Genomic DNA, 22023 nt, shown 5'->3' with positions numbered 1-22023 from the left:
GCGTCGCTGCCTGCTATACCTAGAAAACGTCTTTTCATGCGAACCGCTTAGCGTCAAAGGAGCAGGCAATGGATCACCTCGTACTCACCGTCATCGCCGAGGATCAGCCCGGGCTGGTCGAGCGGCTGGCTCAGTGCATCGCCGAACATGGCGGTAACTGGCTGGAGAGCCGCATGTCGCGCATGGCCGGGCAGTTCGCCGGAATCCTGCGGGTGGCGGTGCCGAGCGAAGCCCATGCCGCACTCACCGCGGCGCTGCAGGGTTTGCAGGCGCAGGGCATTCGCGTGCTGCTGGCGCACAGCGGCAGCGAGCCGCCGACCAGCTGGCAGGAAATCGAGCTGGAGCTGGTCGGCAACGACCGTCCCGGCATCGTGCGCGACATCACCCGCCTGCTCGCCGAGCATGGCGTCAACCTGGAGAGTCTTGACACCGACGTGCTGTCGGCGCCGATGAGCGGCGAGCCGCTGTTCCGTGCCGAGGCGCGCCTGGCGGTGCCCAGCGAGCTGTCGCTGGAAGTCCTGCAAGGCCGCCTGGAAACCCTGGCCGACGACCTGATGGTGGAACTCAAGCTGCAAGCGCCGGAGTGAGCGGCGCGGTCGCGGTCAGGCCGTTGCGGTCTTGCGCATCAGCCGCCAGGTATCGACGCTGTACACCGCCAGCCCCGCCCAGATGAAAAAGAACGCCAGCTGCTTGTCCGCCGGGAAGGGCTCGTCGAACAGCTGCACGGCGAGAATCAGCAACAGCGTCGGGGTGATGTACTGCAGAAACCCGAGCGTTGAGTAGGGCAGGTGGCGCGCGGCAGCGTTGAAGCACAGCAGCGGGATCAGCGTCACCGGCCCGGCGGCCATCAGCCAGAGCGCTTCGCGGGTGGTCCACAGCGCCGGCTCGGTGCTCGCGCCGTTGCCGAAGAAGAACAGCCAGATCAGCGCCACCGGCAGCAGCAGCCAGGTTTCCACCACCAGCCCGGGCAGCGCCGCCACCGGCGCCTGTTTGCGCAACAGCCCATAGCTGCCGAAGCTCAGCGCCAGCGCGATGGAGATCCACGGAAACTCGCCCAGCGTCAGCAGCTGCAAGGCCACGCCGGCAGCTGCCATCGCCACCGCCAGCCACTGCAGCGGACGCAGCCGCTCGCGCAGCACGATCAGCCCGAGCAGCACGTTGACCAGCGGATTGATGTAGTAGCCCAGGCTGGCCGCGACCATGTGACCGTGGTTCACCGCCCAGACGTAGATCAGCCAGTTGCTGGCGATGAGCAGGCTGGAGATCGCCAGCACGCCGATGCGCCGCGGGTGTTCGAGCAGCTCGCGCAGCCAGCCGGGGTGGCGCCAGACCAGCAGCACCAGCGTGCCGAACAGCGCCGACCAGATCGCGCGCTGGGTGACGATCTCCAGGGCGCCGAACTGTTCGATGGATTTGAAGTACAGCGGGAACATGCCCCAGATGCCGAAGGTGACGAGCCCCAGCAGGTAGCCTTTGCGCAGGTCGGGGGTGGTCATGAAGTCCTTCTTCGGGGCGGCGGAAAGCGCTCTATTGTGCGCTTTTGTCGCAGTTCGAGAAAGCGCAGCGGCCGCCTCTCGCGCGCCGCCTGGCGGGACGGCGGAACATGCCGGGACGGGGCGCGTCAGAACGGCATGGGCGAACGCCCGCGGTGGAGATCACGCATGAATTTGCATGGCAGGGTCGCACTGGTGACCGGCAGTACCCAGGGCATCGGCCGCGGCATCGCCGTGCGTCTGGCGCAGGCCGGCGCCGATGTCGTTATCAACGGTCGCGAAGACGATGCCGACGCCCGCGAAAGCGCGGCGCAGGTCCGCGCCACCGGGCGCCGTGCCTGCATCGTCGCCGCCGACGTGTCCCGCGTGGAGGATTGCCAGCGGCTGGTGCGCGAGAGCGTGGCGCAGCTCGGGCGGCTGGACATCCTGGTCAATAACGCCGGCATCCAGACGCAGGCGGGCTTTCTCGACGCGAGCTTGGAGGATTACGAGCGGGTGCTGGCGGTCAACCTGCGCGGGCCGTTCTTCCTCGCCCAGGCTTTTGCCCGCCATCTGCGCGAGGCCGGCCACGGCGGGCGCATCATCAACAACAGTTCGGTGCACGAGGAGCTGCCGCACCCCAACTTCGCCAGCTACTGCGCCAGCAAGGGCGGGCTGAAGATGCTCATGCGCAACCTCGCCATCGAGCTGGCGCCGCTGGGCATCACCGTCAACAACGTCGCGCCCGGCGCCATCGAAACGCCGATCAACCGCGAGCTGCTGCAGCAGCCGGACAAGCTCGCCGGCCTGCTGCGGGACATTCCCGCACGCCGGCTCGGCCAGCCGCGCGACATCGCCGGCGCGGTGGCCTTTCTCGCCTCGGACGAGGCCGATTACATCACCGGCACGACGCTGGTGGTCGACGGCGGCCTGCTATGGAACTATCACGAGCAATGACCGACATCGCCCCCGCCGTCGAGCTTGCCGGCATGGCCGACAGCCTGACCCCAGCCGAGCGCTACGAGGAGCTGTTCGTCGCGGTGCAGATGCAGCGCGTGTTCGTCGACAGCAAGACCTTCGTTGACTGCGTGCCGTGCCGCGAGCCGCAGGCGATTCTCGACGACTACCGCGCACAGCGCGATGCCGCGAACTTCGACCTCGGCGCATTCGTGCACGCCAACTTCAGCCCGTACGAGTTACCGCCGAAGGCGTTCGTCGCCAACCCGGACGACAGCCTGGCGGCGCACATCGATCGGCTGTGGCCGGTGCTGACCCGCCAGCCGCGCGAGCATCCGCCGTTCTCCTCGCTGCTGCCGTTGCCGCACCCTTACGTGGTGCCGGGCGGACGCTTCACCGAGCTGTACTACTGGGACTCGTACTTCACCATGCTCGGCCTCGACGAGAGCGGCCACTGCGAGCTGCTGCGCTCGATGGCCGATAACTTCGCCTACCTGATCGATACCTACGGCCACGTGCCCAACGGCAATCGCAGCTACTACCTCGGCCGCTCGCAGCCGCCGGTATTCGCCCTGATGACCGAACTGTTCGAGCAGACCGGCGTGCATCCCGCCACCGACTACCTGCCGCAGCTGCGCAAGGAATATGCCTTCTGGATGGACGGCGGCGCCGAGCTGCGTCCGGGCGAGGCGCATCGGCGCTGCGTGCGCCTGGCCGACGGCTGCCTGCTCAACCGCTACTGGGACGAACGCGACACGCCGCGCGAGGAGGCCTATCGCGAGGACGTCGAGACCGCGCGACACTCGTCGCGTCCAGCACATGAGGTGTATCGCCACCTGCGTGCCGCGGCCGAGTCCGGCTGGGATTTCAGTTCGCGCTGGCTGGACGATCCGTGTCGCCTGGCGAGCATCCGCACCACCTGCATCCTGCCGGTCGATCTCAATGCGCTGCTTTACCAGCTGGAGCGGCAGATCGCCCGGCTTTGTGCGGTCGAGGGGTTGCGTCGCGATGCCGGGCAATTCCACGACTATGCCGAGCGGCGGCGGGCGGCGATGCAGCGTCATATGTGGAACGACGTCGGCGGCGCCTACTTCGACTATGACTGGGCGATTCAGCGCCAGCGCGACAACCTCACCGCCGCCACCCTGATGCCGCTGTTCGTCCAGCTGGCCGACCCGCGACAGGCGGCACGTGTGGCCGAGGTGGTGCGCACGCGGCTGCTGGCACCCGGTGGCCTGCGCACGACCGAGGTGTATGGCAGCGGCGAGCAATGGGACTGCCCCAACGGCTGGGCGCCGCTGCAGTGGATTGGCATTCGCGGCCTGCAGCACTACGGCCATCAAGCGCTGGCGCTGGAGATCGAACAGCGCTGGCTGGAGATCGTCAGCTACCTGTTCGAGCGCGAAAACAAGCTGGTGGAAAAGTATGTGCTGCGGCCCTGTACCGAGGCCGCGAGCGGCGGCGAATACCAGCGTCAGGACGGCTTCGGCTGGACCAACGGCGTGACCCGCAAGCTGATGCAGGAAGACCCCGGGCACCAAGCCAACCGCTGCCGCGCCGGCCGTTGTCGGCCGGACTAACCAGCGCTACGGCAGCGGGCGATACGGATTGGCGACGCCGGACAGGTCCAGCGTGCCCTTGTCGGTGAAGCGCCGCGTGCCGAACAGCCCGCCGCCGAGCTTGCCGCGCAGCACGTAGGGCAGCGCATCGAGCCGGCTGCCATCGGCCAGCCCGAGCGCCTGCCGCGCAACCGACAGCGCCGAGATGGTCACCGGCACGCTGACTACGCGCTCGCCGAAGCGTGGCACGCTGCCGCGCTGGTCGCTGACGCCGCTGGCCAGGCGTCGGTCGTTGACCGAGAGGCTCAGCGCCACGCCGTCGTAGTCCACTGCGGCGTCGTTGGGATTCTGCAGGCGCAGCTTGACCAGCAGGCGCAACTCCAGCCCTTCGCCCGGCAGCGGCTGGATGCCGGCGACCTGCACCTCGAGCGGGTCGTGCGAGGGCAGCAGCGCACAGGCGGACAGGCTCAGGGCGAGCAGCGCGAGGGCAAGCAGGCGCAGGCGCGATAGCAGGGGCTTGGGCATGGCGGTTCCTGTGAGATTTCTGGCGCTCGAGCAGATGACTGCCGCCCGGCCCAGACGTTCCGGTATTCCAGCGTCCCGGCAGGATAGACGATGCGCCGCGCAAGCCGGCCGGGATTCGACCTTCCGCCAATGGCCCAGGCAGTTCTTCTTTGAAATAGTTAGCACGCTAAGCGAACCGCTTGGTCGCGCTGTTCGCCCACAAGGCGGATGGCGCCGGACGCAACAGACCGGCTCCACGACTGGCCGGTCGCGTCCACCCTCACTCCTGCGCCTGTTGGCGCACCCTGGCGACCGACCCGGACGCCTCCCGGAGCTGCCAACCGCTGCCAATCGGCGGCGGTTGCCGTTCCCCTTCCGCGCGAAACGGAACCGTCAGACCTCATTCCGGTCGACTGCACAGGCCGCCAGGCCGTCTTGTAGACCCGACGGAGACCCGACATGGACCTGATCCGCATCATTGTTGCCATCCTTCTGCCGCCCCTCGGCGTATTCCTGCAGGTGGGGTTCGCCGGTGCCTTCTGGCTGAACATCCTGCTCACGCTGCTGGGCTACATCCCGGGCATCATCCATGCCGTGTGGATCATCGCCCGACGCTGAGCCGCGCGCGGACCTGACGTCAGCTACTTTTGTGCTGCCAGAACGGGTTGTGTACAGTCCCCAGCTCGCTGCGCGGAAACCTATTAGCGTCGCGCAACACTCAAGAACATGCCGGAAGATCACGGAATTTCGTGACCGATGGGTCACGCGCGGACAGCGGTTGCCGCGCGCGATGCCAGTGGCCGCCGGAAAGGACACCAGATGAGCGATTCCTTCGTCGAGCAGAGCAACTTCAAACGCATCCTCAGCCGCAACGTGACCGTTCCGCTGGGCTTCGGATTTCTCAGCGCGTTCTTCTTCAGCGTCATCGTCTACTACCTGCTCCAGGTGAGCCACTGGGTCGACGAATCGGTGCGCGGCGTCGCCCACGCCCATGAGGCGGCGAAGATGATGGGTGACCTGGAAGCCTCCATGCGTGGCTACCTGATCACCGGCGAGGCGGTTTTCCTGGAGCCCTACAACCGCGAGCTGCCGCTGATGCGCCAGCAGCTGGACGACCTGCAGCGCTACGCCCGTGGCAACCCGATGCAGCTCAGCCGGGTCGAGCAGGCGCGCTCGGTGTTCGCCGAATGGGTGCGGTTCGCCGAGCAGGGCATCGCCGCGCGTGATCATGGCGAATCGATCCAGGAGCTGGTGGCCACGGCGCGCGGGCTGAATCTGTCCGGCAAGATTCGCCAATACCTCAACGATTTCATCGCCACCGAGCGGCAGATTCGCGCCGAACGTACCGACTTCAGCGAGATGACCACCACCGCGCTGATCGGCGGTTTCCTGCTGTTCAGCCTGATCTTCAGCGGCCTGCTGGCCTGGTTCGGCCGCCGCGATCTGCTCGGCCTGTCGAACACCTACAGCACGCTGCTCGCCGGGCAGCAGGCGCACGCCCGTTTGCTTGAACAACAGGCCTGGTACCGCACCGGGCAAAGCCAGCTGGGCGAGGCGATCATCGGCGAGATGGCGCTGCCGGCGCTGGGTCAGAGCATCCTCCAGTTTCTTGCGCGCTATCTCGACATCGCCGTCGGTGCGCTCTACGTGGTGCAGGACGGCAAGCTGCAGCGCGTCGCCGAGTTCGCCTACGATCCGCAGCGGCTGGACGACAACCTTGTGCTCGAATTCGGCGCCGGGCTGGTTGGCCAGGCCGCGCTGGAGCGGCGCGAACTGGCCCTCGAACAGCTGCCGGCCGACTATCTGCGCGTCAGCTCGGCACTGGGCGCGACCGTGCCGAGCTCGGTACTGATCGTGCCGGTGGAAGACAGCGGCATGCTCAACGCGGTGATCGAACTCGGCTTCCTGCGTCCCCTGCGCGAGCAGGATCGCGAGTTGCTGCGCCGGGTCGGCGCGGCCATCGGCGCGGCCATCGAGGCGGCGCGTTATCGTCAGCGGCTGCAGCGCGTGCTCGCCGAAACCCAGCAGCTCAACGAAGAACTGCAGGTGCAACAGGAAGAACTGCGCGCCGCCAACGAGGAACTGGAGGAGCAGTCCAGCGCCCTGCGCGAATCGCAGATGCATCTGGAGGAGCAGCAGGTCGAGCTGGAGCAGACCAATGAGCAGCTGGCCGAGCAGGCCGATACCCTGGCCCGCCAGCGCGACGAGATGGACGAGAAGAACGGGCGTCTGCGCGAGGCGCAGCTGCTGCTCGAGGAGCGCGCCGACGAACTGCAGCGCGCCAGCCGTTACAAGTCCGAATTCCTCGCCAACATGTCGCACGAACTGCGCACGCCGCTGAACAGTTCGCTGATCCTCGCCAAGCTGCTGGCCGACAATCCGCAGGGCAACCTCAGTGACGATCAGGTGCAGTTCGCCCGCTCGATCTATTCGGCCGGCAACGATCTGCTCACGCTGATCAACGATATCCTCGACATCGCCAAGGTCGAAGCCGGCAAGCTCGACGTGCACCCCGAGGCAACTCTTCTGGCCCGGCTGGCCGACGGGCTGAAGAGCCTGTTCCTGGCACAGTCGCTGGAGAAGGCGCTGGAGCTGCGCGTCGAATTGGCCGACGACCTGCCGCCGAGCCTGTACACCGATCGCCAGCGTCTGGAGCAGATTCTCAAGAACCTGCTGGCCAATGCCTTCAAGTTCACCGAGAGCGGCTCGGTGTGCCTGCGCATCGCACCGCACGGCGACGGCCGGATCGCCTTCAGCGTCAGTGACACCGGCATCGGCATCGCGCCGGAGCATCAAGCGGCGATCTTCGAGGCCTTCCGCCAGGCCGACGGCACCACCAACCGACGCTATGGCGGCACCGGGCTGGGGCTGTCGATCTCGCGCGAGCTGGCGCAGTTGCTCGGTGGCTCGCTCGAGGTGCAGAGCGAGGTCGGCATGGGCAGCACCTTCACCCTGCTGCTGCCGGAGCATTACGCCGCTCCCAGCCGCGTGGTGCCGCCTGCGCCACTGCCAGTCGCATCGCCCGTCGTGCCGCGCGCCGAAGCACCGGCACCGGCACCGGCACCGGCGCCCAGGCCGGTCGTCGCGTCGATTGCCGATGATCGCGACGCCTATCCGTTCACCGCCCGCTCGGTGCTGGTCATCGAGGACGAGCCGCAGTTTGCCGGCATCCTGCGCGAGCTGGCGCACGAGCTGCAGTACAGCTGCCTGATCGCGCAGAACGCCGACGACGGTTTCGACACCGCCGTGCAGTACAAGCCAGATGCCATCCTGCTGGACATGCGCCTGCCCGACCATTCCGGGCTGACCGTGCTCGAACGCCTGAAGGAGAACCCGGCGACCCGGCACATCCCGGTGCACGTGGTCTCGGTGGAGGATCGCAAGGAGGCCGCGCTGCAGATGGGCGCGGTGGGCTACGCGCTCAAGCCCACCACCCGCGACGAGCTCAAGGAGGTGTTCAGCCGTCTGGAGGCCAAGCTGGCGCAGAAGGTCAAGCGCATCCTGCTGGTCGAGGACGACGCCCGCCAGCGCGAGAGCGTGTCGCGGCTGATCGAGGATGTGGATATCGAGATCACCGCTGTCGAGTTCGGCGAGCAGGCGCTCGAGCTGCTGCGCAGCACCGCCTTCGATTGCATGATCATCGACCTCAAGCTGCCGGACATGGACGGCAGCGAGCTGCTCGAGCGCATGGCCAAGGAGGACATCTGCTCTTTCCCGCCGGTGATCGTCTACACCGGGCGCAACCTGACCCGCGATGAGGAGGCGGCGCTGCTCAAGTATTCGCGCTCGATCATCATCAAGGGCGCGCGCTCGCCGGAACGGCTGCTCGACGAGGTCACGCTGTTCCTGCACAAGGTCGAGTCGGACATGCCGCCGGAGCGGCAGAGAATGCTCAAGAGCGCGCGCAGCCGCGAGAAGGCCTTCGAGGGACGCAAGCTGCTGGTGGTCGACGACGACGTGCGTAACGTCTTCGCCCTGACCAGCGCGCTGGAACAGAAGGGCGCCGTGGTGGAGATCGCCCGCAACGGCCTGGAAGCCATCGCCAAGCTGCGGCACGACAGCACCATCGATCTGGTGTTGATGGACATCATGATGCCGGAGATGGACGGTTTCACCGCCATGCAGGAAATCCGCAAGGACCCGCGTCTGGCCAAGCTGCCGATCATCGCCGTCACCGCCAAGGCGATGAAAACCGACCAGGACCGCAGCCTGAGCGCCGGTGCCAACGATTACCTGGCCAAGCCGATCGACCTCGACCGGCTGTTCTCGCTGATCCGCGTCTGGCTGCCGAAAGTGGAGCTGCTGTGACATGCCCGAGCGCAGCACCGATATCGAGCTGAAGCTGCTGATCGAGGCGATCTACCTCAGGTACAGCTACGACTTTCGCGACTATTCCGGCGCTTCGCTCAAGCGCCGGGTGGCGCTTGCGCTCAAGCAGCTGGACTGCGAGAACATCTCGGCGCTGCAGCACCGCATTCTCCATGACGCGCGGGCCTTCATGGATCTGCTGCAGTACCTGACCATCCCGGTCAGCGAGATGTTTCGCGACCCCGGATACTTTCGCGCACTGCGCGAGCAGGTGGTGCCGGTACTGCGCACCTACCCGTCGCTGAAGATCTGGATCGCCGGCTGCAGTACCGGCGAGGAGGTCTACTCGATGGCCATCCTGCTCAAGGAGGAAGGCCTGCTGGAGCGCTCGCTGATCTACGCCACCGATATCAACCCGCGCTCGCTGGCGCAGGCGCGCCGGGGCATCTTTCCCGTCCAGCATCTGAACAAGTACGCCGAGAACTACCAGCAGGCCGGTGGCCGGGGCAACTTCGCCGACTACTGCACGGTCGCCTACGACGCCGTGCTGATGGACAAGGCGCTCAAACAGAACGTCACCTTCGCCGATCACAGCCTGGCGACCGACAGCGTGTTTTCCGAAACGCAGCTGATCTCCTGCCGCAACGTGCTGATCTATTTCAACAAGTCGCTGCAGGACCGCGCCTTCGGGCTGTTCTACGAATCGCTCTGTCATCGTGGTTTCCTCGGCCTGGGCGCCAAGGAAACGGTGGAATTCTCCGCCTGCGCCGGGCAGTTCGAGGCCTTCGACAAATCGGAACGGATCTTCCGCAAGCTATGAGCAGCCAGGCACCCCGGCGCATGGCCGGCACGCGGCGGTCGTCTATCGAGGCGGTGGTCATCGGCACCTCGGCCGGTGGTCTGGCCGCGCTCAGCGTGCTGGTCGCCGGGCTGGAGGCGACGTTCCGCCTGCCGCTGCTGGTGGTGCAGCACATCCCTTCAGGCGTGCCGACGCAGCTGGCGGAGATTTTCCAGCGCAAGACCGACCTGCACGTCAAGGAAGCCGACGAGAAGGAGCGGGTGCGCGGCGGAACCCTGTATTTCGCCGCACCCGGCTATCACCTGCTGGTCGAGCAGGACACCAGTCTGTCGCTGAGTCAGGACGACAGCGTGCATTTTTCCCGGCCGTCGATCGACGTGCTGTTCGAATCCGCCGCCGACGCCTGGGGCGAGCGCGTGGCCGGTATCCTGCTGACCGGCGCCAACGAGGACGGCGCCGCCGGCCTCGAAGCGATTCATCGCGCCGGCGGTCTGACCATCGTCCAGGACCCGGACGAGGCAGAAGTCGACAGCATGCCGCGCGCCGCACTCCAGCGCTTCGCGCCGGACTACATTTTGCCCCTGCGTGACATACACCGATTGTTGCGCGAACTGGAGTGAGTCATGCCCTATCAAACCGATGAGGCGAATCTGCTGATCGTCGACGACCTGCCGGAGAACCTGCTGGCGCTCGGCGCGCTGTTGCAGGCGCCGGGCATCCGCGTGCATCAGGCCGAATCGGCCGAGCAGGCGCTGGAGCTGCTGCTGCAGCACGAATTCGCGCTGGCGATCCTCGACGTGCAGATGCCCGGCATGGACGGCTTCCAGCTGGCCGAGCTGATGCGCGGCACCGAGCGCACCAAACACATTCCCATCGTCTTCGTCAGCGCCGCCGGGCGCGAGCTCAACTACGCCTTCAAGGGCTACGAGAGCGGTGCGGTGGACTTTCTGCACAAGCCGCTGGATGCGCACGCGGTGCGCAGCAAGGCCAGCGTGTTCGTCGATCTCTATCGCAACCGCAAGCGCATGGCGCGCCAGCTGGAGGCGCTGGAAAAGAGCCGGCGCGAGCAGGAGGTGCTGCTCGATGAGCTGCGCAGCACCCAGGCCGAGCTGGAGAACGCCGTGCGCATGCGCGACGACTTCATGTCCATCGTTTCTCACGAGCTGAAGACCCCGCTCAACACGCTGATCCTCGAAGTGCAGCTGCGCAAGCTGCAGCTGGCGCGCGGCAATTTCGCCGCCTTCAGCGAGGACCGTTTGCGCAACATGGTCGAGAAGGACGAGCGGCAGGTGCAGAGCCTGATCCGCCTGATCGACGACATGCTGGATGTTTCGCGCATCCGCACCGGCAAGCTGTCGATCCGCCCGAGCCGCATCGACCTGGCCGAGCTGGTCGCGCATGTGCTGGAGAGCTTCGCCGCGCAGATGGAAGGCCGCGGCTGCACGCTGCAACTGCAGCAGGCCGAGTCGGTCGTCGGCGTCTGGGACGCGTTTCGTATCGAGCAGGTGGTGGCCAATCTGCTCACCAACGCCATGCGCTACGGTGCCGGCAACCCGGTGCAGGTGAGCGTCGGGCCTTGCGCCGAGGGCGCGCGGATCGAGGTGCGCGACCATGGTATCGGCATCAAGCCGGAGAGCCTGGCGCGCATCTTCTGCCAGTTCGAGCGCGCGGAGGGTAGCGAGAGCAGCGCCGGGCTGGGGCTCGGCCTGTTCATCGCCGAGCAGATCGTCAAGGCGCATGGTGGGCGTATCCAGGTCGAGAGCGAGGAGGGGCAGGGGGCGTTGTTTCGCGTGCTGCTGCCCTTGAATCCGTAGGGTGCTGTTGCGGACTGGCAGTCAGGCGTGAGCGGTGTGGGTTGCCCTCCGGCCTATGGTTGGTCAGGCTGATCGTGCTGCTTGTACGTTTTGCTGTCATGCGATTGGCGAGTTGCTTGGAAGCTTGGTTTCGCCCTGCTGGGCGAGTCACTTTTGCCAATCGCGGCAAAAGTAACCAAAACCGCTTGCCCCTACATCCGGCCCCGGCTGCACCGGGGTTCGTTCGCTCCATCGCCGCTCCGAGGGGCGTCGTAAAGGGCCATCCTTGGCCCTTTACGACTCTCGCCGCATCCCTGCGGCTCGCCCCTCTACGCAACGATTCCCCTCACCCTCCTGAAAAGGGGCGGTTGGTGTCGCCTGACAGGCCGCGCACAAAAAAGCAAAGCAAAGCCAAAGCAAGCACAGCGAAGCCCGCTGCTCGATCTGCCAGGCGACTCGGACCCCGATCCTGTCAGGAGGCCGAGTGGAGGTGTCACGCAGGGGGACGCGAGGCATGGACGCCGAGCGAGGAGCGAAGGGACAGGGACGTCCCTTCGTGACGGCCCCCGGAGCGGCACCGGAAGGAGGGAAGTCTGGCCGCGAAGCGGTCAGACCCGGATGTCGGGTGCCCTTCTTCTTTGGTTACTTTCTTGTTGGGCAAGCAACAAGAAAGTGACTCGGCCGGGTGGCCGAAACCAGAATCTCCAGCTCCCGCGGAAAGGGCCCTGATCTCCAGACGCAAATCTGAACGAGCTGGCAAACCACCCAAACGCGCCAACCTGCCGCTGCGATGTGGCAGACGCGCCCTACGACGAACAGCTGATTTCCAGATGCTTGCCCCATTCCGGCGGCCGCTCGGCATAGCGCTGCATGCCCGGTTGCTCGTCGAACGGCCGGCCGAGCACCGCGTGCAGCTCACGCACCGGGCCGTAGTCGCCCTGTTCGGCGGCCTCGATGGCCTGCTGCGCCAGGTAGTTGCGCAGGATGTACTTCGGATTCACCGCGTGCATGCGCGCCTGCCGGTCGGTTTCGGTGGCGTCGCGGGCGCTGCGCGCGCAATAGTCGGCGGCCCAGGCGTCGAAGCCGGCCAGGTCGACGAAGTCCTCGCGCAGGCGTTGCACGGCCTGCGGCGCCGGGCTGTCGCCGAGTTCGCGGAAGAAGCGCGTGTAGTCCACGGCGCTGTCCTGCATCAGTTGCAGCAGGCGGCGCACCAGCCGTTCGTCGTCCGCCTCGGCCCGTGTGAAGCCCAGCCGGCGGCGCATCAGGTCCAGCCATTCGGCTTCGTAGAGTGGCAGGAACAGTTCCATCGTCTCGCGCAGGCGCGCCACCTCGACGAACGGCGTGAGTGACTGCGCCAGCGCGGCGAGGTTCCAGTGGGCGATCGGCACCTGGTTCTCGAACGAGTAGCGGCCGCGGTCGTCGGAGTGGTTGCAGATGAAACGTGCGTCGAAATCGTCGAGGAAGGCGTACGGGCCGAAGTCCAGGGTGATGCCCAGCAGCGACATGTTGTCGGTGTTCATCACGCCGTGGCAGAAGCCGTAGGCCTGCCAGCGCGCGACGAGCGCGGCGGTGCGTTCGAGCACCTCGCGGAACAGCGCCAGGTACGGTTCGGGCTGTTCGCGCAGCTGCGCAAAGTGCGCCTCGAGGCTGTAGTCGAGCAGCTGCTTCAACTCGGCGTGCTGGCGCGTGTAGCAGAAAAACTCGAAGTGGCCGAAGCGCAGGTGGCTGGGCGCCAGGCGCAGCAGCATGGCACCGCGCTCCTGGCGCTCGCGGTAGACCGGCGTGGCCGAGGCGGTGACGCACAGCGCGCGCGTGCTGGGGATGCCCAGCGCCGCCAGGTGTTCGCTGGCGAGGAACTCGCGGATCGACGAGCGCAGCACCGCGCGGCCATCGCCCATGCGTGAGTAGGGCGTCTGGCCGGCGCCCTTGAGGTGCAGGTCCCAGTGCTCGCCGGCGGCGTTCCGCACCTCGCCGAGCAGCAGGCCGCGGCCGTCGCCCAGCTGCGGGTTGTAGACGCCGAACTGATGACCGGAATACACCATCGCCCGCGGCTCGGCGGTCGACCAGAGCTTGTGCCCGGAAAACAGCTCGACGAACAGCGGCTGCTCGGCCTCTGCTGGGTCCAGATCGAGCAGCGCCAGGGCGGCTTTGCTGACCACCACCAGGCGCGGATCGGCCAGCGGCTGTGGCTCGACGGCGGTCGAGAATGCGTCGCCGAGGCGGGCGAAGCGATTGTCGAAGTGCAGCTCGGTAAGGGTCTTCAAGATGGCTCCGCAAGTATGCCCGGCAGCGGGGCGGTGAATGTGCGGCGGCAGAGCGGCGCGGCGTTTTGCGGCACGCTGCACCAGCGGCCCGTTCAGTCAGATTAGGCTCTTACCGCGCAGTGGGGTTCAGCTTGGGTCGGGATCCTTGATCAGCGGGCCGCCCGTCACGACCGGCTGGCTCTTCGGCAGCAGCAGCTCACGTCCGGCGTAGTCCTTCAGATGCACGTCCAGCTGGCGGAAGGCGATGACGATGCCGCGCTCGCGGAATTCGCGATCGACGCGACGGTTGATCTCGTCGATCACCGGGTTGCGGTCGCCGAGGTCGCGCACGTGCAGGCGCAGCTCGTGTTCCAGGCGGCTCTCGCCGAAATTGAGGAAGAACACCTGCGGCTCCGGGTCCTTGAGCACGCGCGGATTCTCCCGCGCGGCCTGGAACAGCAGCTCGCGAACCTGCTCCAGGTCCGAGCCGAATTCCACGCCGATGCGGATGGTGACGCGGGTGACCGTGTCGCTCAGCGACCAGTTGAGCAGCTGGTCGGTGACGAAGGTCTTGTTCGGAACGATGATTTCCTTGTGGTCGAAATCGGTGATGGTGGTGGCGCGGATGCGGATGCGGCTGACCGTGCCGGAGAGGTTGCCGATGGTCACCACGTCGCCGATGCGCACCGGTTTCTCGAACAGGATGATCAGGCCGGAGACGAAGTTGGCGAAGATTTCCTGCAGGCCGAAACCCAGGCCCACCGACAGCGCGGCCACCAACCACTGCAGCTTGTCCCAGCTGACGCCGAGGGTCGACAGCGTGGAAACGATGCCGGTGCCCACCAGCGTGTACGACAGCAGCGTGCCGGTGGCGTAGGCGCTGCCGGGCGCCAGGTTCAGCCGCGACAGCACCGCGACCTCCAGTAGGCCGGGCAGGTTGCGCGCCAGCACCAAGGTGATGACGACGATGGCCAGCGCGCCGAGCAGGTCGTTCAGGCTGATCGCCGAGGTGGTCAGCGTATCGCCGCTGCCGCTGGTGAATTCGTAGAGCGCGACGTTATCCAGGTAGGACACCACCGAGATCAGGTCCGACCAGACCCAGTACAGCGCGACGACGAACAGGCCGAAGGTGGCCAGGCGGGTCAGGCGCAGCGACTGCTGGTTGACCTGCTCGATGTCCAGGCCGGGTTCCTCCAGCGTCTCGGTGTCGGCGTTGCCGTTCTCCTCGCTGCTCTGGCGCTTGGCCAGCGCGCGCTGGTAGGCCAGGCGCCGCGCGGCGATGGTCAGCGCGCGGACCAGCGTGGCCTCCAGCGCGACCCAGAGCATCAGCAGATAGAGCGTGTCGATCAGCCGCTCGGTGAGCTTGAGCGCCGTGTAGTAGTAGCCCATGCCGACCACGCCGATCAGCAGCAGCGGCAGCACGCTGAACAGCATGCCGAGCAGCAGCCGTCCGTGCGGCGCATTCTCGCTGGCCGGTCCCTTGCGCAGGATGCGCGCCATGCGCCAGCTCATCAGCGCATAGCAGGCGATGATCACCAGTAGGCCGAGCACGTCGTCGGCGAGATTGGCCGGCTGCTGCTCGGCGATGCTAACCGCCACCACCAGGGTGAGCACCACCAGCCCGAGGCGGCGTAGCTCGTCGCGCAGGAAGGTCACTTGCGGTTTCGACCAGCGAAAGTGCAGCTCCGCCACGCGCCCCGGCGAGAGCATCCGGTAGGCGGTGTAGAACACCAGCCAGGCTTGGGCCATCTCGTACAGCGCGGCACCGAGGCCGAGGTTCTGCCCACGCGCGTCCATCTGCAGCAGATAGCCGCACAGCGCCAGCAGCAGCGCACCGGGCAGCGCCAGCAGCAGGTTGAGCAACAGCGCCAAAGGCGTATGCAGCTGGCTGTCGTTACGGAAATGGCCGACGTCGCGGCTCAGCGCATCGAGCTTGGCGTTGATCGCCGGGCGCCGCCAGAGCAGCACGGCAATTGCCAGCAGCAGCGGCAGGAACAGCAGCGGACGTTCCTTCAGGCCGGCGCCCAGCTCCCCCAACAGCGAGCGCCAGGGAATGCTGGCGAGCTGGCGCTCCAGACGCTGCGGTGCGCTGGCCAGCCAGCTCAGGTCCAGCGGCTTGTTGCTGGGAATCCAGAACATCTGCTCGTCGAGCGTCGCGCTCAGGGCGCTCGCCGTATCGTGCAGCTGCTTCTGGTTCAGCTGCAGGGTGATCGATTCGTTGAGCAGCGCGTTGAGCGTGCGGTTCAGCCGGTCGAGCAGCTCGTTGCGGGTGTTGAGCAGTTCCAGCAGCGCGGCGCGCAGCTCCGCTGTCGCCTGTTCGGCCGGCTGGCTGGCGAGCAGCTGATCGACGTAGCTCTGGGCGTTGCCGGCCTTCTCGCGCGCCTGGTTCAGCTCGAACTGGTAGAGCCGCAGGTCGGCGATCTCGTCGGCGAGGTTCTTGTCCAGCGTCACCTTTGGGAGGGTCAGCTTCTGCTGGTAGAGGATCTTCGACAGCAACAGACTGCCTTCGAGCACGCTGATCTGCTCTTCCAGCGCCTGGTCGGTCTGAGTCAGCGTGTCGAGTTGCTGGCGGGTGCGCAGGTTCTGCTGGTTGAGGTCGTTCAGCCGCTCGGTGGCGCGCAGCAGGTAGTCGGAGAGCTTGAGGTTCTCCGCGCTTTCGGCGGCCAGCAGGGTATCGGAGCCGGCCTGCTCGGCCTTGGCCGACAGCTCCGCGACGGTCTGCTCGGACTCGGCGCGGCGCTTCTCGTTGATCAGCGCCTGCAGCGCCTGGGTTTCCAGCTCGGCGCGGGCGATGCGTTCGGCGAGCAGGTCGCGGCGTGCCTTGCCCAGGTCCTGCATCAGGCTGTTGCCGGCCAGCTCCTGGCGGCGCAGTTCGATCTGTGCGCCGAGGGTTTCGAGTTCCGCGTTGAGCAGGCTGCGCTGCTCGTCGCCGAGGCTCTTGCCGCCGTCGCGCCCGCTCTTGAGCTGCGCGTTGATCTCCTGGATGCGCGCCTGGGCGCTGCCGATGGCGGCCTGCGCACGCTCCGGGCGGGTCTGCGCGGTGATGATCAGGCTGTTGGCGGCGCTGAGCTGTTTCTGCCACTCGGCCAGCTCGTCGATCCGTTCGGCCAGGCGCTGGTCGAGCGCCGCGACGTTCAGGCCGGCGTAGCGCCTGGCCGGGTCTTCGTCCGGCTTGGCCTTGAGCGCATCGAGCGCGCGCCGGGCTTCGACGATCTCCTTGGGCGCCTGCGCGAGTTGCGTCCTGCGCTCCTCGAGTTGCTGGCGTGCGGTCGCGGTTTGTTCGGCCTGCTGCTGAATCTGTTCGGCGAGCGACGGAGCGGCGGGCTTGGCTTCGGCCTCGGCGGCCGGTTTGCTGCCGGTGATATCCAGCGCCTGAGCCAGCGCCGGCGTCGCGTTCAGGGAAAGTGCGGCCAGGGCCGCCAGCAGTAGGGTGCGCACGGAGGACATGGATGCAGCCGCAAACGAAGGGACTGCTGAGTCTACGGTCTGCGCCGGGCGAGTGCGAGTCCGCGAGACGGGCGCACCGGCGCCCGCCGCGGGATCAGAACATCAGCTGCGGGCCGGGCTTGGCGCCTTCGGGAAACTTCAGGCCGACCTTGCGTACTTCGCCGCCTTCCATCGCGGCGATCGTCCATGCCAGGCCGTTCCAGTCGACATGGTCGCCGACCACCGGCTGGCCGCCGAGCTGCTGGGCGAGGAACTGGCCGATCGGCTGGCTGCCGTCGATGCCGTCCAATTTGAGGCCGTAGAGCGCGGCGATCGCGCCCAGCTCGGCTTCGCCTTCGAGGATGAAGTCACCGAAGAAGCGCAGGTCCTGGCCACGCTTGGGCGCCTGGCTGAACAGCTGGCCGAGGGCCGGCAGATCGTCCTCGTGGCCGATCACGCAGAGGATGTCGCCGACCTGCAGCCGCGTGCTACCGGACGGGTGCAGCAGTTCCTTGCCGCGGAACAGCGCGGCGATGCGCGTGCCGGGCGGCATCTTCAGCTCGCGCAGCGCGGCGCCGATGCACCATTTCTTGCTCGACAGGCGGTAGACGAAGATCTCCCACTGGCTGGTGGTATGCACCTGCAGGCCGGTGCGCGAGATCGGCGACGGCGAGGGCGGCACCTCGACGCGGGCCTTCTTCGCTGCCCAGGTGAGCGTGGTGCCCTGCAGCAGCAGCGATACCAGCACAATGAAGAACGCGACGTTGAAGAACAGCTGGGCGTTGTCCAGCCCGGCTACCAGCGGAAACACCGCGAGGATCACCGGCACCGCGCCGCGCAGGCCGATCCAGGAGATGAAGGCGCGCTCGCGCAGATTGAAGCTCTTGAACGGCAGCAGGCCGAGGAATACCGAAATCGGTCGCGCGAAAAGGATCATCCACAGCGACAGCAGCAGCGCCGGCACGGCGATCGGCAGCAGCTCGCTGGGCGTGAGCAGCAGGCCGAGCACGAGGAACATGCCGATCTGGCTGAGCCAGGCCAGGCCGTCGAACATGTGCATGATGCCGTGGCGGTTGCGGATCGGCCGGTTGCCCAGCATCAGTCCGCAGACGTAGACGGCGATGATGCCGCTGCCGCCCACCGCGCCGGACAGCGCGTAGATCATGATGCCGCCGGCCACCGCCAGCAGCGGGTAGAGGCCGTCGGCCACCGACAGCCGGTTGATCAGCTGCAGCAGCAGCCAGCCGCCGCCCAGGCCGAGGGCGATGCCGATGCCGAACTGCTGCACCAGGCTCACCAGCACCATCCAGGTGAACTCGGTCTGGCCCGAGGCGATCATGCCGATCAGGGTCACGGTGAGGAACATCGCCATCGGGTCGTTACTGCCCGACTCGATCTCCAGCGTCGGTCCGACCCGTTCGTTCAGCCCTTTGCCGTTGAGCAGGTTGAATACCACCGCGGCATCGGTGGAGCCGACGATGGCGCCGATCAGCAGACCCTCGATCAGCTCCAGGTCGAACAGCCAGGCGGCGGCGATACCGGTGAGGCCGGCGGTGATGGCGACGCCGAAGGTCGCCAGCGACATCGACGGCCACAGCGCGACGCGGAAGGTGGATTTGCGCGTGCGCATGCCGCCGTCGAGCAGGATCACCGCCAGCGCCAGGTTGCTGATGACGAAGGCGAGCCTGTAGTCCTCGAAGACGATGCCGCCGATGCCATCGACGCCAGCGAGCATGCCGACGCCGAGGAAGATCACCAGAATGGGTACGCCGACACGCGCCGACAACGAACTGACGAGAATGCTAATGGCCACCAGCAAGCCACCAATGAAAAACAGGTGATTGATGTTGCCGACGTCCAAAAGCGTTCTCCTGTAGATGCAGCCGCGATATGCATGGGCTGTGCCAGCAGGATTCTAACCCGAGGTTTTGACGGTCTGTCAAAAATACCCCGCTCGCGCTCGGCGCGCGTTCGCCTCGCTCAGAACCAGTCGCCCTCCATGTTCAGACAGGTGTCGTCGCGTCGCTCCAGCAGCGCCAGCTCGTGCATGCAGCCCGGTAGCTCCCAGGTGAGGAACAGTCGCGCCGCTTGCAGTTTGCCGCGGTAGAAGTCGGCATCGGCCGGCTGCCCTTCGGTCAGTCCGTGCGTGGCGCGCAGCGCCTGTTCCAGCCAGCGCCAGCCGATCACCGCATGGCCGAAGACCTTCAGATACAGCGCCGAGTTGGCCAGCGCCTGGTTCACCTTGCCGGCCGCCAGATCGCCGAGCAGCGCCTGGGTCACGCGGGTGAGGCGGGCGATATGCTGCTCCAGCGGCTGGCGCAGTGCGGTCAGCGAGTCGTATTCGGCGGCGCGTGCGCAGCTGGCCTGGATCAACCCGAGCAGCTGGCGCAGGCCGGCGCCCTTGTTCTGCATCAGCTTGCGGCCGAGCAGGTCCAGCGACTGGATGCCGTGGGTGCCTTCGTGGATCGGATTGAGGCGGTTGTCGCGGTAGTACTGTTCCACCGGGTATTCGCGGGTGTAGCCATGCCCGCCGAGAATCTGGATGGCCAGCTCGTTAGCCTTCAGGCAGTACTCCGATGGCCAGGACTTGACGATCGGCGTCAGCAGGTCGAGCAGTTCGCCGGCGTTGCGCCGCTCCTCGTCGCTCTCGGCGGTGTGCTCGTCGTCCACCAGGCGTGCCGAGTACAGGCCGAGATCGAAGGCGCCTTCGACGTACGCCTTCTGCATCAGCAGCATGCGCTTGACGTCGGTGTGCTCGATGATCGGCACCTGGGTCGACGCCGGGTCCTTGCCATCCGGCAGGCGGCCCTGCGGACGCTCGCGGGCGTAGTTCAGCGAGTAGAGGTAGCCGGCGTAGCCGAGCATGATCGCGCCCATGCCGACGCCGATGCGCGCCTCGTTCATCATCTGGAACATGTAGGCCAGGCCCTTGTGCGGCTCGCCTACCAGATAGCCGACGCAGTTGCCGTTGTCGCCGAAGTTCAGCGCGGTGCTGGTGGTGCCGCGCCAACCCATCTTGTGGAACAGGCCGGCCAGCAGCACGTCATTGCGCTCGCCCAGCGAGCCGTCGTCGTTGACCAAGAACTTCGGCACGATGAACAGGCTGATGCCTTTAACCCCGGGCGGCGCGTCCGGCAGCTTGGCCAGCACCATGTGCACGATGTTTTCCGACAGCGGGTGGTCGCCGCCGGAAATGAAGATTTTGTTGCCCTTGAGCCGGTAGCTGCCGTCACCGGCCGGTTCGGCGCGGGTGCGGATGTCTGACAGCGAGGAGCCGGCATGCGGCTCGGTGAGTGCCATGGTGCCGAAGAAGCGGCCCTCGAGCATCGGCTGCAGGAAGCGCTGCTTCTGCTCCTCGGAACCGAAGGCCTCGATCAGGTGCGAGGCGCCCATGCTCAGCATCGGGTAGGAACTGGTGGCGATGTTGGCCGACTGGAAATGCGCGAAGCAGGCCCGCGACAGCAGGTTCGGCAGCTGCATGCCGCCGTCGTCGAAGCTGCGCTGGGCGTTGTGAAAGCCCGCCTCGATGAAGGCGTCCACCGCCGGCTTGACCTCGGGAATCAGCACCGCTTCGCCGTTGACGTACTGCGGCTCATGCTCGTCGGACTTGCGGTTGTGCGGCGCGAAGTATTTTTCGGCGATGGTGCGCGCGGTACCGAGAGCGGCGTCGAAGGTTTCGCGGCTGTGATCGGCGAAGCGCTCGCGGCGGGTCAGGGCCTCGGCATCCAGCACCTCGTAGAGTTCGAACGCCAGGTTGCGCGGACAGAGCAGGGTTTCGGTCATGGGACGGCCTCCTTGAGATGCAGCCGAGTCTAGGAAGCGCTGCCGGCCGCTGCCTAGCTCCATACAGATGGGTGATGCCTGCATAAAACCGAGCGTCTTCTGGCATCCTGCAGGCACGCGCAGTAGAGGGGCATGCCATGGCCGACAACGAGCTGACCACACGCAAGAACGATCATCTGGATATCGTGCTGGACCCGCTGCGCACGCACACTGGCCAGCGCGCCGGCTTTGCCGCATGGCGCTTCGAGCACTGCGCGCTGCCGGAGCTGCATCTGGATGCGGTGGACCTCTCCGCCAGCCTGTTCGGCCGCCCGCTGGCCGCGCCGCTGCTGATCGGTTCGATGACCGGCGGCGCCCGGCGTGCGGAAACGATCAACCGGCACCTCGCCGAGGCCGCGCAGGAACTGGGGATCGCTCTGGCCGTAGGCTCGCAGCGAGTGGCGCTGGAATCCGGCGCGTCCAGTCACGGCCTCACTGGCGAGCTGCGCCGGCTGGCGCCGGACGTGCCGCTGCTGGGCAACCTCGGCGCCGCGCAGCTGGTGCAGGGCTACGGCGTCGATGAGGCGCGGCGCGCGGTGGAGATGATCGAGGCCGATGCGCTGATTATCCACCTCAATCCGCTGCAGGAGGCCGTGCAGCCGGGCGGCGATCGCGACTGGCGCGGCGTGCTCGCCGCCATCGAACGACTGGCGCACACGCTGGAGGTGCCGCTGGTGGCCAAGGAGGTCGGCGCCGGGCTGTCGGCCGCGGTGGCGCGGCGCTTGCTGGACGCCGGTGTTGCAGTGCTCGACGTGGCCGGCGCCGGCGGCACCAGTTGGGCGGCGGTGGAGGCGGCGCGGGCGACCACGGCGCATCAGCGTGCGGTGGCCGAGGCGTTCGCCGACTGGGGCATTCCCACCGCCGAGGCGATCCAGACGGTACGTCAGGCCTGCCCGCAGGCCACGCTGATCGGTTCCGGCGGCATTCGCGACGGCATCGATGCGGCGAAGGCCATCGCCCTGGGTGCCGATCTGGTGGCGCAGGCCGCCGCCGTACTGGATAGCGCGCTGGCGTCGCCGGAGGCGGTGGTCGCGCACTTTCGCGTGTTGATCGAGCAGCTGCGCATCGCCTGCTTCTGCAGCGGCTCGGCGGACCTCGCCGCGCTGGCACAGGCGCCGCTGGTCCGCATTCCCGCCTGAC

Annotated in this window: 15 protein-coding genes; 9 read left to right on the top strand and 6 right to left on the bottom strand. The window is 66.9% G+C overall.

Going from position 1 to position 22023, the window contains the following annotated elements; translation table 11 throughout:
• Positions 1 to 68 precede the first annotated feature (68 nt).
• Positions 69 to 587: a glycine cleavage system protein R gene (locus U8L64_RS17470; RefSeq protein ID WP_003286668.1), complete on the top strand. Its 519-nt coding sequence runs from the start codon at positions 69 to 71 to the stop codon at positions 585 to 587.
• Between the two features lie 15 nt (positions 588 to 602).
• Here U8L64_RS17470 and rarD read toward each other — a convergent pair whose 3' ends face one another.
• Entirely contained in the window at positions 603 to 1496 is an 894-nt protein-coding gene (gene rarD / locus U8L64_RS17465) for an EamA family transporter RarD (protein WP_054094015.1), read from the bottom strand.
• A gap of 165 nt (positions 1497 to 1661) precedes the next feature.
• Between rarD and U8L64_RS17460 the strand changes: the two genes are divergently transcribed.
• Together U8L64_RS17460 and treF are read left to right on the top strand one after the other, a co-directional pair.
• Positions 1662 to 2429, top strand: a complete 768-nt coding sequence (locus U8L64_RS17460) for an SDR family oxidoreductase (protein WP_054094016.1) — start codon at positions 1662 to 1664, stop codon at positions 2427 to 2429.
• Positions 2426 to 4009: an alpha,alpha-trehalase TreF gene (gene treF / locus U8L64_RS17455; protein WP_333398374.1), complete on the top strand. Its 1584-nt coding sequence runs from the start codon at positions 2426 to 2428 to the stop codon at positions 4007 to 4009. The genes U8L64_RS17460 and treF overlap by 4 nt, the downstream gene beginning before the upstream one ends.
• 6 nt (positions 4010 to 4015) lie before the next feature.
• Here the strand turns inward: treF and U8L64_RS17450 are convergent, their stop codons facing one another.
• Positions 4016 to 4513 (bottom strand): LEA type 2 family protein, encoded by a 498-nt coding sequence (locus U8L64_RS17450; protein ID WP_003286663.1) that lies wholly within the window; start codon positions 4511 to 4513, stop codon positions 4016 to 4018.
• Positions 4514 to 4951: 438 nt separating this feature from the next.
• Between U8L64_RS17450 and U8L64_RS17445 the strand changes: the two genes are divergently transcribed.
• The 5 genes from U8L64_RS17445 to U8L64_RS17425 all read left to right on the top strand — a co-directional run bounded on the left by U8L64_RS17445 (position 4952) and on the right by U8L64_RS17425 (position 11413).
• Complete coding sequence (locus U8L64_RS17445) at positions 4952 to 5110, top strand: YqaE/Pmp3 family membrane protein (protein WP_015275395.1); 159 nt, start codon at positions 4952 to 4954, stop codon at positions 5108 to 5110.
• A 201-nt stretch (positions 5111 to 5311) separates the two neighbouring features.
• Entirely contained in the window at positions 5312 to 8800 is a 3489-nt protein-coding gene (locus U8L64_RS17440; protein ID WP_054094018.1) for a response regulator, read from the top strand.
• 1 nt (position 8801) lies between these two features.
• On the top strand, positions 8802 to 9620 hold the full coding sequence (locus U8L64_RS17435; RefSeq protein WP_333398373.1) for a CheR family methyltransferase: 819 nt from the start codon (positions 8802 to 8804) through the stop codon (positions 9618 to 9620).
• Positions 9617 to 10219, top strand: a complete 603-nt coding sequence (locus tag U8L64_RS17430) for a chemotaxis protein CheB (RefSeq protein ID WP_333398372.1) — start codon at positions 9617 to 9619, stop codon at positions 10217 to 10219. Before U8L64_RS17435 ends, U8L64_RS17430 begins: the two co-directional genes overlap by 4 nt.
• Before the next feature lie 3 nt (positions 10220 to 10222).
• A complete protein-coding gene (locus U8L64_RS17425) occupies positions 10223 to 11413 on the top strand; it encodes a hybrid sensor histidine kinase/response regulator (RefSeq protein WP_333398371.1) in 1191 nt (396 codons plus the stop codon).
• 785 nt (positions 11414 to 12198) lie between these two features.
• Here the strand turns inward: U8L64_RS17425 and selO are convergent.
• From selO to U8L64_RS17405, 4 genes are all read right to left on the bottom strand, one after another.
• Positions 12199 to 13656 (bottom strand): protein adenylyltransferase SelO, encoded by a 1458-nt coding sequence (gene selO, locus U8L64_RS17420; RefSeq protein ID WP_333398370.1) that lies wholly within the window; start codon positions 13654 to 13656, stop codon positions 12199 to 12201.
• Between the two features lie 126 nt (positions 13657 to 13782).
• A complete protein-coding gene (gene mscK / locus U8L64_RS17415; RefSeq protein WP_333398369.1) occupies positions 13783 to 17082 on the bottom strand; it encodes a mechanosensitive channel MscK in 3300 nt (1099 codons plus the stop codon).
• Between the two features lie 94 nt (positions 17083 to 17176).
• Complete coding sequence (locus tag U8L64_RS17410; RefSeq protein ID WP_333398368.1) at positions 17177 to 18922, bottom strand: potassium/proton antiporter; 1746 nt, start codon at positions 18920 to 18922, stop codon at positions 17177 to 17179.
• A 119-nt stretch (positions 18923 to 19041) separates the two neighbouring features.
• On the bottom strand, positions 19042 to 20844 hold the full coding sequence (locus tag U8L64_RS17405; RefSeq protein WP_333398367.1) for an acyl-CoA dehydrogenase: 1803 nt from the start codon (positions 20842 to 20844) through the stop codon (positions 19042 to 19044).
• A 137-nt stretch (positions 20845 to 20981) separates the two neighbouring features.
• Here U8L64_RS17405 and fni point away from each other — a divergent pair, with 137 nt between their 5' ends.
• Positions 20982 to 22022, top strand: a complete 1041-nt coding sequence (gene fni / locus U8L64_RS17400) for a type 2 isopentenyl-diphosphate Delta-isomerase (RefSeq protein WP_333398366.1) — start codon at positions 20982 to 20984, stop codon at positions 22020 to 22022.
• Position 22023 lies beyond the last annotated feature (1 nt).

The organism is Pseudomonas sp. FIP_A4, from assembly GCF_036701605.1.
Taxonomy (GTDB): domain Bacteria; phylum Pseudomonadota; class Gammaproteobacteria; order Pseudomonadales; family Pseudomonadaceae; genus Stutzerimonas; species Stutzerimonas phenolilytica.
The sequence above is the reverse complement of the archived record's forward strand: the minus strand, read 5'-3'. Positions and strand labels throughout refer to the sequence as shown.